This is a genomic window from Chitinophaga deserti (genome assembly GCF_003149455.1).
In the GTDB taxonomy this organism is placed as follows: Bacteria; Bacteroidota; Bacteroidia; order Chitinophagales; family Chitinophagaceae; genus Chitinophaga; species Chitinophaga deserti.
This window is the reverse complement of sequence record NZ_QFFK01000009.1, coordinates 279,302-290,662: the sequence shown is the minus strand read 5'-3', so window position 1 is coordinate 290,662 and position 11,361 is coordinate 279,302. Positions and strand designations below refer to the sequence as shown.

General features: G+C 51.3%; 7 protein-coding genes. 3 read left to right on the top strand and 4 right to left on the bottom strand.

From position 1 onward, the window contains the following. Positions 1-519 precede the first annotated feature (519 nt). Complete coding sequence (locus DEV76_RS20955; protein WP_198652151.1) at positions 520-2,178, top strand: ATP-binding response regulator; 1,659 nt, start codon at positions 520-522, stop codon at positions 2,176-2,178. On the opposite strand, the gene DEV76_RS20950 is transcribed toward DEV76_RS20955, so the two are convergent. Beyond that, positions 2,179-3,408, bottom strand: a complete 1,230-nt coding sequence (locus DEV76_RS20950) for an alkaline phosphatase family protein (RefSeq protein ID WP_109699886.1) — start codon at positions 3,406-3,408, stop codon at positions 2,179-2,181. Positions 3,409-3,457: 49 nt separating this feature from the next. Between DEV76_RS20950 and DEV76_RS20945 the strand changes: the two genes are divergently transcribed. Then, positions 3,458-4,309 carry an SMP-30/gluconolactonase/LRE family protein gene (locus DEV76_RS20945; RefSeq protein WP_109699885.1) on the top strand — a complete coding sequence of 284 codons (852 nt, stop codon included), beginning with the start codon at positions 3,458-3,460 and terminating at the stop codon, positions 4,307-4,309. Between the two features lie 55 nt (positions 4,310-4,364). Continuing rightward, positions 4,365-7,463, top strand: a complete 3,099-nt coding sequence (locus tag DEV76_RS20940) for a two-component regulator propeller domain-containing protein (RefSeq protein WP_109699884.1) — start codon at positions 4,365-4,367, stop codon at positions 7,461-7,463. Here the strand turns inward: DEV76_RS20940 and DEV76_RS20935 are convergent. From DEV76_RS20935 to ppk1, 3 genes are read right to left on the bottom strand one after another with little or no spacing between them, the layout of a single operon-like run. Further along, positions 7,460-8,863 (bottom strand): MBL fold metallo-hydrolase RNA specificity domain-containing protein, encoded by a 1,404-nt coding sequence (locus tag DEV76_RS20935; RefSeq protein WP_109699883.1) that lies wholly within the window; start codon positions 8,861-8,863, stop codon positions 7,460-7,462. The two genes, DEV76_RS20940 and DEV76_RS20935, sit on opposite strands and share 4 nt — an antisense overlap. After that, the gene (locus DEV76_RS20930) at positions 8,860-9,354 is read right to left on the bottom strand and encodes a DUF4442 domain-containing protein (protein ID WP_109699882.1); all 495 of its coding nucleotides are present in this window, start codon (positions 9,352-9,354) and stop codon (positions 8,860-8,862) included. The genes DEV76_RS20935 and DEV76_RS20930 overlap by 4 nt, the downstream gene beginning before the upstream one ends. A gap of 10 nt (positions 9,355-9,364) precedes the next feature. Then, a complete protein-coding gene (ppk1, locus tag DEV76_RS20925; protein WP_109699881.1) occupies positions 9,365-11,359 on the bottom strand; it encodes a polyphosphate kinase 1 in 1,995 nt (664 codons plus the stop codon). Positions 11,360-11,361: the final 2 nt, after the last annotated feature.

Genomic DNA, 11,361 nt, shown 5'->3' with positions numbered 1-11,361 from the left:
AATTGTAAAGCGAATTTGATCGCAAGCCAAGTAACTGTAAAGCGAAAACAGTGTTTAACGACAATGCTGTCAAGCCAATCCCGTACTTAACCCCCTAACCCTGTAAAGTTTTTTCAGTGTAAGACATTGCTACTACATGGGTGCCTTGTTACTGCCTCCGGACTGCCTTTCCACTGCCTTTAGACTGCCATTACACTAAGGGCAGACTGCCTCTACACTGCCTTCCACGGCCTTTAGACCCTGTTTTACCTGTCTCGGTACATTGATAAGATGTTTACTGTGTAAACCAACAGGAAACAATAAGAGACCTGCCACGTAACACACAAACAAATTAGCGTGGATATTATGTTTTTGCCTGCATATCGGGAATGATTACTTTTGATCAGCGCTGGTTTAATGAACCAACAGCCCCTGATATTTTACGGATTCTTTTCTGCGAAACCACCCTGAAAAACAATGCATATTATTGCCCCGATAACCCGGATGCTGGATGCTGGATGTGAGCATGTTCCTAAAGAAATGAGGGTCCAGATAAGGATCGTTAACTCACTCGCAATTGCTATAGGATCAAGCTTGTTTGTGCTGGGGGTTATATACTACTTCATCAGCAAAGCCCCGGTTACCTTCTTCGCAAACTCACTTGCACTCGTATTATTCAGCACCGTTATTCTTTTAAACCGTATAGGGAAATTCCAGATAGCCGCAGTATGGCTGGTACTGCTGCAATCGGTATGGGCAGTGTATTACGATATGCTCCTTGGGCCGGGCGTACTGTTTATCACGGCGTGCATGTCCATGATCAGCCTTACTTACCTGACTATCGAAAACCATGTTCGCCAGATACTCGCCGTTATAATGCTTAGCGCAGCCATTGTGGTAATGGAATGGCATTTCGTGAAGGGCCAGCCGCCCCTGCTCGCACTTTCCCCCAGCGTGCAGCTCTCCCTCCGATGGATCAATCTGGCATGGCACATCGGCATCACACTTCTATGCATTTATCACTACAAGAAATCGTACAATTCCCTGCTGGAACAGCTCAGGCATAAAACGGACGAACTGGAAAAAGCCAACAACTCACGTAAACTGTTTTTGCAGGAAACCAGCCATGAGATCCGCAATCCGCTGAATGCCATATTCGGCATCGTACAACTGATGCGGATGGATCTGCATAACGGCCGTACCCCGCAGAACATCGGCAATCTCGTGGAGCATTTGTATGTGGCCAGCTTTAATGTAAAAGATATCATCAATAATGTGCTGGAGCTTTCCCGTATTGAGGCGGGGCAATTAGATACAGTGCGAATCGCTGAAGTTAAAACCCACACTTTCCTCAACAACATCGTCCGGATATACGACCTGCTGGCGCACAATAAATCAGTTACCATCCGCCTCGAAATAGGGCCGCGTATGCTTCCCCAGATCCGGACCGACGAAGTGAAGCTCTCACAGATTCTCAATAATCTTATGACCAATGCCATTAAGTTCACAGCCAATGGCACTGCGATCTTAGTGAAATGCGATGTAACTGAAAAGGATTGGTTCATCAGTGTAACCGATCAGGGCGGCGGTATACCTCCCGAAAAGCAGAAAGTTATATTCGAACCTTTTGTAGCGGTAAAAACATCCTTTATTGAAGGCACCGGCCTGGGCCTTCATATCACACAACACTTCGCCCAATTACTTGGTGGCATTGTGCAGGTTAGTTGTGTGGAAAACGTAAGCTCCACATTCACCGTTACTTTCCCTATCCCGGAAGGAGTTACCATCCCTGAACCGGAAGAGCCTGCTCCTATGGCCCCACGCTTTGCGGGAAGTACGGTGCTGGTGGTGGAAGATGACAGAATGAACCAGGTTATCCTCCGTAACTTTCTGCTGGCACAAGGTATTAAAGTACTGGCGGCGGAAAATGGTAACGACGGGCTTACCCTGGCGAGGGAACAACATCCCCACCTCATCATCCTCGATTCCCATATGCCTAAAATGAATGGGCGGGAAATGCTGCAGCACTTGAAGAAAGACCCTGAACTGCAACATATCCCCGTGATTATAGCATCGGGCGATGCATTCACCGAATCGGCCGACCGCTTCCGGCAGGAAGGCGCCAGCGATTATGTGGTAAAGCCCATCGAATTCACCGCGCTTGGCCATGTGCTGGAAAAACATCTCCAGCACGTGTAACTACTTCTCCCCTACCCACCAGCGGTTAACGGTATTCTCCTTCCCCTCGAGTACTACTTTGTAAAACTTCGAAGGCAGATCCTTCACGCTTACCACTGCACGGCGCTGTGTAGCAGGCACTTCTGCCAGTAAACGGTATTCGTCTTTTCCGCCTGTTTTATACGCATTGGTGGTGGTCACCCATATCTTCACCGTTCCCCCGGGATCAGGATTCACCCAGGTAATATCCAGTGCATCACGGAAGCAGTTCACTTCCGGCTGCGCTACAGACACCTTACCAGTTAGTGCCACACCATCTGACTCGCGGCTCACATGCTGCGGCAGCGGGAGCTGGAGGAACCGGGCTATGGTAGGCATAATATCTACCACACCGGGATAAGACACCCTGGCGTATGTATTGGGTTGCTGTATGTTGGAAATAATCCAGCCGGAGCGCTGGCGGTAAGATTGCCCCCCGTGGTGCTTGCCGGTTTGCTCATCGCGGCCATGATCTGTTGTAATAACAATCAGCCAGTCTTCCTTAAACTGCTTCTTACGATACTGAATTGCCTCCCAGATCTTCCCTACCTTCTCATCCATCTTCTGAATGGCATCGGCAAACTCAGGACTGTCGCCATACATATGACCCATATCGTCGGTATATTCAAGATATACCCAGCTAAGGTCGGGCCCCTGCTGGCGGATGGATTTAGCGGCTTCTTCCGATACATGGGCATCGATCCGTTCCATATACGCTTTCTTACGGTCGTGCGGGAAGCGCACGGTATCCAGCTCATATCCGTCGTATTTAACATCTATGGCGAGGTTGCCCGTGGCTTCCAGGCCGTCGCCCACCAGTTTGGTACGGTTATCTAACCAGCTGCTGTAAATAGCGGTTTTCTTCTGCGGGAAGTGGGTTTTGAAGGTCCGGAAGATGGTCCAGTATTGATAATTAGGGGCAGCAATATCGTTGTCCCACACATTATGCTTGTTAACCCAGGTGCCGGTAAGCACGCTGTTATAGCCCACGGCGGAGATGGTGGGCGTCTGGGAATAGCCTCCTTTTTCGCCTCCCACAAATGCCCGCATATAACTACCGGATTTTATAATACTTTTAAGATGAGGAAGTTGCGCCTGTTCGAGGACATCAGCGGAAATACCATCAACAATAATGAATACAGCTTTGCGCTGCTGGCCGGAAACGGAAGCGGCCCAGCATACCGCAAGGAATAAGCACAGGTATTGTTTCATAGCTGATAAAAATACATTTATTAAATTTAAAGTCTAATCTCCTTAAGTTATGAAAATGAAAAATGCTATCCTTTGTCTTTTCCTCGCCGGTGCGCCATGTATGAGTGCCCTGGCCCAGAAAGCCACGCTCAAGAAAATATGGTCTACAGACACCTCGCTGAAGGTGCCCGAATCTGTATACTTTGATGCCAAACGCGACATCCTTTATGTCACCAACATCGACGGCGAGCCGTGGGGGAAGGATGGAAAAGGATTCGTATCCCGCGTATCCCCCAAAACCGGCAAGATAGAAACGCTCCGCTGGGTAGAGGGCCTGAGCGCCCCCAAAGGTATGGGTGTACATAAAAACCGCCTGTATGTGGCAGATATGAACGAAGTAGTAGTGATCGATATAGATAAAGGCGCTATCGAAAAACGCATCCCCGTTGCCGATGCAGAAGGCCTTAACGATGTGAGCGTATCCAAAAACGGGCAGGTGTTCGTAACCGATTCCCGTAAGAAAACCGTGCACCTGGTAGTACCCGAAGTACCAAACAGTGTTTATCCCGCCAACGGACTGAAAGGCCCCAACGGCATCCTCTCCAGCCCCGCAGGGCTACTGGTGCTCGACAATAACTCCGTGAACCTGGTAAATGCTGATGGCTCCCTCACGGTAGTAGCTCCCGCATCTTCCGGTGCCGATGGCATCGAGCATGTTAAGGGCGACGAATACATCGTATCCTGCTGGAAAGGTGATGTGTATTACGTAAATATCAAAAACAACACTTCCGAAAAAATCCTCGACACACAGGCCGAAAAGCTGCAAACCGCAGATATCGGTTATGATGCAAAAAACCGCATCGTATACATCCCTACCTTCTTCGGAAATCACGTAACTGCCTATCAGCTCACTGTCAACTAAAAAATACCGTCTGCCGGAAAGCCGCCCATTGCTTTCCGGCAGTTATAATACCTGCATGAAATTTCTCTCCCTGCTCGCCTTACTGTTCACACTGTTTACCGCTAAAGCACAAACTTCGCGGCAGGCCTATGTTTTTTCCCACCTTTCCAAAGAGAACGGGCTCACCGGCGATCACGTTTCCAGCGTATTGCAAGACAAAAAAGGATTTATCTGGATCGCCAGCAATGCGCTGCAACGGTTCGACGGGGAGAATTTCATTACCGTTACCCACTTCGACCGGTTGCCCGGTTCTATTTTTTATGACGACATTGCCCTGTATGAAGACCATCAGGGCCGCATCTGGATCGGCGCGCCGGACAACATACGGATGTACGACCCCGTTACCGCGCGTATCTCCACCATCCCCATCGATGCCACTATTAAGCCCGGAGCAGAAATAGGCTGCTATGCCTTTCTGCAGGACCATAAAGGCCAGCTGTGGATGACTGCCGACGCAGGCCTGCTCCAGCTCGACCCTGTGCTCCACCGCTTCCGCCGCCCTAGCAATATCCCCGACAGTATTGGTTCCAGGATGCGCTCTGCTATAATGGAAGACGCCTTCGGCCGCCTGTGGATCAGCGGACTGAAAGAATTATACATGATCCCGCAGGACCGTAGCCAGATATACAGTCCGCATAACAACCCTCATAATTACCCCCTGCTCAACATTCAAACGAGCGTTAAAGAAATTATAGAAGATCACCGGCAGCGCCTTTGGGCAGCCACCCGTGGCACCAACGAACTCCTTTGCTGGGTACCCGACAGTAGCGGGCTGCGGCGTTTCCAGTTCCGCTATGGCAACAATGATCCCGACCAGGTGTATGAACTTGCAGAAGATCATCATGGCAACATCTGGGCGGGTATGAAAACTAACGGATTGTACCGTTACAATGATGCCGACGGTAAATTCTCCCTGCATATAGCCGCCTCCAAATCACCGCTGGGGCTGCATCTCAGCTACGAAACCAATTGCCTCCTTCCGGACCGCGACGGGCATATGTGGGTGGGTACAGACAAAGGCGTGAACATTCTCAGTCTTCACAACGAAGGCTTCACCCGCCTCGACCTTCCTCCCCAGCCCGGGCATGAAATTGAAGTAACCGGCTTACTAACCGCTAAAAACGGCGAGGTATTCATGGCTTACTGGGGCGCAGGGTTCTCCCACATGCGTGCAGATCTCAGTCCTGTTAAACATTACACCTACGGCCCGGGAGGTATCCCCGAAGAAAGGAACCTGGTCTGGAGCCTCGCCGAGCTGCCATCGGGCCGCATACTGGTAGGGCAGGAAAACGGGATGGTATCGGAATACGATCCCGGCCGGCAAAGCTTCCGCCACCACAGGCCACCTGGCTTCTACGACCAGCCCGTGCTTACCATGCACCCCGAAAGCGATACCACGGTATGGACCGGCCTCTATAAACACGGGCTGGCACAATGGAACCCTAAATCGGGGAAAGTGGTAAACTATCCGGAGCTCACTGCATTTATCCATCGTAATACCGCCATTACCTCCATTATTCCGGGAGGCGACAGTCTCCTCTGGCTGGGATCTACCCGGGGCGGGGTAATACGCTTCCGTAAGCGCGACGGACATATTTCTTCTGCTGCCATGTTCATGCGCGGCGGTACCGATACCGTCCGCAACATTACTGCACTGCTGTCGTATAACGATACCACGCTGATAGCCGGTACCGATCATGGCATTTACTTTTACTTTCCCGTTTCCGGAAAATGGGAAACACTGATGGTGAACAACCGTCAGTTCGATGAATGGATACTGTCTATGGCACCCGCCGGCCGCGGCCGATTCTGGATCACCACACCGTCCGGGTTTTACCGGTTGAACAGTCCTACCCGGTCTCTCACTGCATTTGTGCAGAACAATGATATCATTACCGATTCGCGCAAAGTGCGGCGCAGCATCGTGAGCCTTGCCGATGGCCGCCTGCTCATTGGTGCATCCGATCATGCCGTTGCGTTTTTCCCCGACAAGCTGGAAGTAAAACCCGCCCCTCCCGATGTTACCATTGTGGAGTTCAGGGTAATGAACCAGCCTATTATGGTGGATTCTGCCCTGTTCTTCAACCGCCCGGTATTACTGAAGCATGGACAGAATTTCTTAGGGATCGATTTTAAATCCCTGCAGTACCACGGAGAAAAGCTGCAATACTTTTACCAGCTCGAAGGGCTGGATGATGACTGGATAGCAGCAGAGAACGTACTTTCCGCCCGATACACCAACCTCCCTCCCGGAGAATATACTTTCCGCGTGAAGGGCATGAACATGGCAGGCATTTTCTCACGCAACACCACCTCGTTACAAATCATCATACAACCAGCTTTCTGGCAAACATGGTGGTTCAGGGTCTTGTTGTTTGTATTGGCTGCAGGGCTCGTATATGGCTATTTCCGCTTCCGGATGTACCTGGTGAAGAAAGATGCCCGCAACAGGGCCCTGTTCCGGGAAGAGCTGTCGCAGCTGGAAATGAAGGCGCTCCGTGCGCAAATGAACCCGCACTTCATCTTCAACGCGCTCAACTCCATCCAGACGTTCATGCTGAAGAATGAGACCGATACCGCACTGGCCTACCTCAGCCGCTTTGCGAAGCTCATCCGTAATGTACTCGACCATTCGCAGCTTAATAATATTTCCATTACCCGGGAAACAGAGATGCTGGAAAACTACCTGGAACTGGAGCGCCTCCGCCTCGACGGGCGCTTCAATTATACTATTTCCATTGACCCGGATCTGGATCAGGATTTCACGGAGATACCCGCCATGGTGTTGCAGCCATTTATAGAAAACGCCATCTGGCACGGCCTGCAGCATAAGCAGGAGAACGGGGAACTGTACATAAGATTCACCCGGGAAGGGCAACAGATCCATTGTGTGATAGAAGATGACGGCATAGGACGCGAAGCAGCTACGGCATTAAAGCAACATAGCCACCCCGCCCACGTTTCACGGGGCTTACAAATAACAAAAGACCGGCTGCAGATTTACAACAGCCGGTACAATATGGATGCGTCTTTCGATATCGAAGACCTTAAAGATGATAATGGTAATGCTGCGGGCACGAGGGTTAACCTCTGGTTCCCGCTCACGGAAGATTAGCCAAGGCCTATTTCCGTATGGCGTTCAGGGATCTCTACGTCCTGGAAACCCTTCTTCAGCAGCCAGTCTTTAAATACCGTCTGCACTTCGTATTCTCCATGCACAAGGAAGAGCTTCTTCACCTCGCGCGGGTTCTGGCAGGCAAGCCACTGGCTCATATCTTCATAATCGCCGTGCGCACTCATGGCGCGGATGATGCCTACTTCTGCTTTCACTTCATGTCTTTCACCGTAGATAGATACTTCCGTAGCCCCGCGCATCAGGCGGCCGCCAAGTGACTGCGGTTCACAATATCCGACAATGAGGATGGTATTCCTCCACTGGTCGATGTTATTGGCGATGTGGTGCTTTACACGCCCGGCTTCCGCCATGCCCGATGCGGAAATGATTACGCATGGCTCCTTACGGAAGTTAAGCATCTTGGATTCTTCCACTGTTTTGATATATCGCAGGCCGGGGAAGCTGAACACATCTTCGTCCACTTCCAGCATCCTGGCTACTTTACGGTTAAAGCATTCCGGGTGCATACGGGTTACCTGTGTAGCTTCCAGCGAAAGGGGACTGTCTACGAAGAGATCTACTGCCGGGAGCTTACCAGCCAGCTGGGCACGGTTGAGTGCATACAGGATCTCCTGTGTACGGCCAACGCTGAAGGCGGGAATAATGAGCTTCCCTTTCTTCATCACACAGGTTTCGTGAATATAGCGCAGCAGCTCTTCATCGGCAGGGGCTATATGCGGGTGGAGCGTACTGCCGTAGGTAGATTCCATGATGATGTAATCCGCCTGCGGGAACACTTCTGGAGATTTGAGGATGGGATCGCCATAGCGACCGATGTCTCCGCTGAAAGTAATATGCTCCGTTTTACCATTTTCCTGAATGCGGAGGTGTACACAGGCGCTGCCGATGATGTGGCCGGCGTCGGTAAACATCACTTCCACGTCTTCATCGATCTTAAACCATTCACCATAGTTCACCGGCGTAAGCTGATCGATGGCGCGCTTGGCATCGTCGATTTTATATAAGGGTTCTATATAAGGCTTCCCTTCACGGGCGTTCTTCTTATTTACGTATTTGATATCATCTTCCTGGATCTCTGCGGAATCGAGGAGGAGAATTTCGGTAAGGTCCCTGGTGGCCGGGGTACAATAGATTTTACCGCGGTAGCCCAGTTTGCTGAGGCGGGGTACGAGGCCGGAATGGTCGATGTGGGCATGGGAAAGGATCATGAGGTCGATCTCTTCCGCATCGAAGCCGAAGTCGAGGTTAAGGGGTGTGGTTTCGCGGCCCATCCCCTGGTACATACCGCAGTCGAGTAATATCTTCAATCCTTTTCTCAGGGTAATAAGGTGCTTCGACCCTGTTACCGTGCGTGCTGCTCCGTGAAATGCGATCTTCATGTTGTTGCTTTTTTAAAACTCCACGTAATTTTGAACCGGGCGATTTCCACATTGTCTTTACTACGGCCGGTTACCTCTACAGTAAGGGCCACTGGTTCGCCGGTTGTTATCGTGTGTGCGATGGCGTCGCGGATTTGCGTTCCGGCATCGCAGGTGAAATATGTTTTAGTTTTTGCTTTCTTCAGAAATATACCCTCCATTCCTGTTACCAGCATCGATACTTTAGCGGGGGCGCTGCTGACATGCCCCATTGCCAGGATACCGCTGCTCATTTCTGCGGCCATGGCAAGGCAGGCGAAGTAGGTACTGCGGAAAGGATTCTGCGACAGCCACCCGAATGGTACCGAAGTAGTACACGATTCTTCCGAAGCCGCACCGGCCCTTACACCGGATATCCAGGCGCTGGGGAGCTTGTACAACAGGAACAACGAAAAGCTGAACCGGTTGTTCACACGTTTGAAAAATTGAGCAGTACTTCGGGTTGTATCCATACCGAGGGTTTTACAGTTTCCGGACGTATGTGTAAGTATCCCGCTGGGCGTTCACTTCCGGCGCTCCTTCCTCCCTTTGGATGGGAAGGTTGCGGCCGTCGGCCCCCAATATTACGGCATTTGTGTTATCTGCCAGCTGTAAGGCTATAATATCTTTCAGCTGCTGCCTGTAGATGGGGTCGTAGACTGGGAAGCATACTTCGATACGGCGATGGAGGTTACGGTTCATCCAGTCTGCCGAGCCCATAAATATGGCTTCGTTGCCGCCATTATGGAAAATGAATACCCGTGCATGCTCCAGGAAGCGGTCTACTATCCGCCTTACACGAATCCCTTTACGGGGCACAATGCAACAGATGCTCCGGATAATCAGGTCTATCTCCACACCGGCATCTGCAGCGTCATACAACGCTGCAATCATACTCTTTTCCTGCAGGTTGTTCAGCTTAATGGTGATGCGGGCAGGCTTCCCGTTGCGGGCTGCTTCTGCTTCGGCCTGTATCATCGCCTTAAACCGGTCTACAAGGTTAAACTGCGCCACCAGCAAATGCCCGAAATGCATAAAGTTGAAACGCCCGGGCTGGATGCCTGTCTGCATATAAATAAACAGCAACTCCAGCTCCTGGGTTATTCCCTGGTGGCGGGTCAGTAATATATGATCCGCATAAAAACGCGCGGTACTTTCATTGAAGTTACCCGTTGCCAGCAGGGCCGTATGATCCCAGTACATACCGCGCTTCCGCTTCACCAGTGCTACCTTGGCATGCACTTTCAATCCGGGTATACTATACAGGATTTTAACGCCTGCAGCTTTCATGCGCTTGGCCCAGCGGATGTTGTTAGCCTCATCGAACCGTGCTTTCAGTTCTACCATCACCGTTACCTTCTTCCCGTTTTTAGCGGCGCTCATGAGGGCATGCACGATGCGCGAGGTAGAGGCTACGCGGTAAAGGGTAACATATATCTCCCGCACATCCGGGTCAGCAGCAGCTTCATTGAAATATCGCAGGATGTAGTCGTACTGCTGGTAAGGCACATGCAGCATTACATCGCGCTGCTGGATCTGATCGAGCAGGCTGCTTTCCGCATCCAGTGCCGTGCAATGCACAGGCGGCATCTTCGGATAAGAGAACGAGGGATCGGAAGGCAGGGGAAGATCAGCAAGATCGCGCAGGTTGTGGTAACGCCCGCCTGCCGCCATTTCCAATGCGGCAATGCGGAAATGTTCCGCCAGCTGATCGCGCAGCGTAACGGGCATGGCTGCATCGTAGAGGAAGCGGGTGGGTACGCCCATGTTCCGTTGCACCAGCATATCTTCCACCTTTTGCAGCAGGTGGCCGCTGAACTCGTCCACATCAATCTCCGCATCCCGTGTAACCTTAATGCTGTAGGCAGCTTTAATGCCCACATGCGGAAACAGGAAACCGAGGTGCTGCCGGATGGCATCTTCAAGGAAGAGGATATCGTTGCCGGATAGGCGGATAAAGCGCGGCAGATGGTCGGACGGGATGTTCACGATCCCTGTGCCCCCGTCTTCCAGGCATACCACGAGGTACAATGCATTGTTCTCAAGGAACAGCTCCATGGGTTGCCCGAAATGGAGTTTCACGGGCTGAAGGTATGCCAGTATGGTATTGTAGAAATACTCGCGGATAGCAGGGGAATGTTCCGCTGCCGGAGTCTCTCCATAATACAACCGGATGCCTTTCTCCAACATATCCGGGATAACGGATTGCGTGAAGATGCGCCCGTATTCATTCAGCTGCCGGGCTATTTCCTGCTGCGCTGCAGCGAGGGCACCCTGCTCAGCTTCGTGCAATTGGTGCAGGGCCAGCAATGCCGGCATACGTACACGGAAAAACTCATCGAGGTTAGAGGAAAATATGGAAAGGAATCTGACACGTTCCATTAAAGGAACGGCCCGGTCTTCCGCCATGGTGAGCACCCGGTAATTAAAATAAAGCCAGCTCAGGTCACGGTCGTTCAGGGGGATGGTTTGCTGCATCA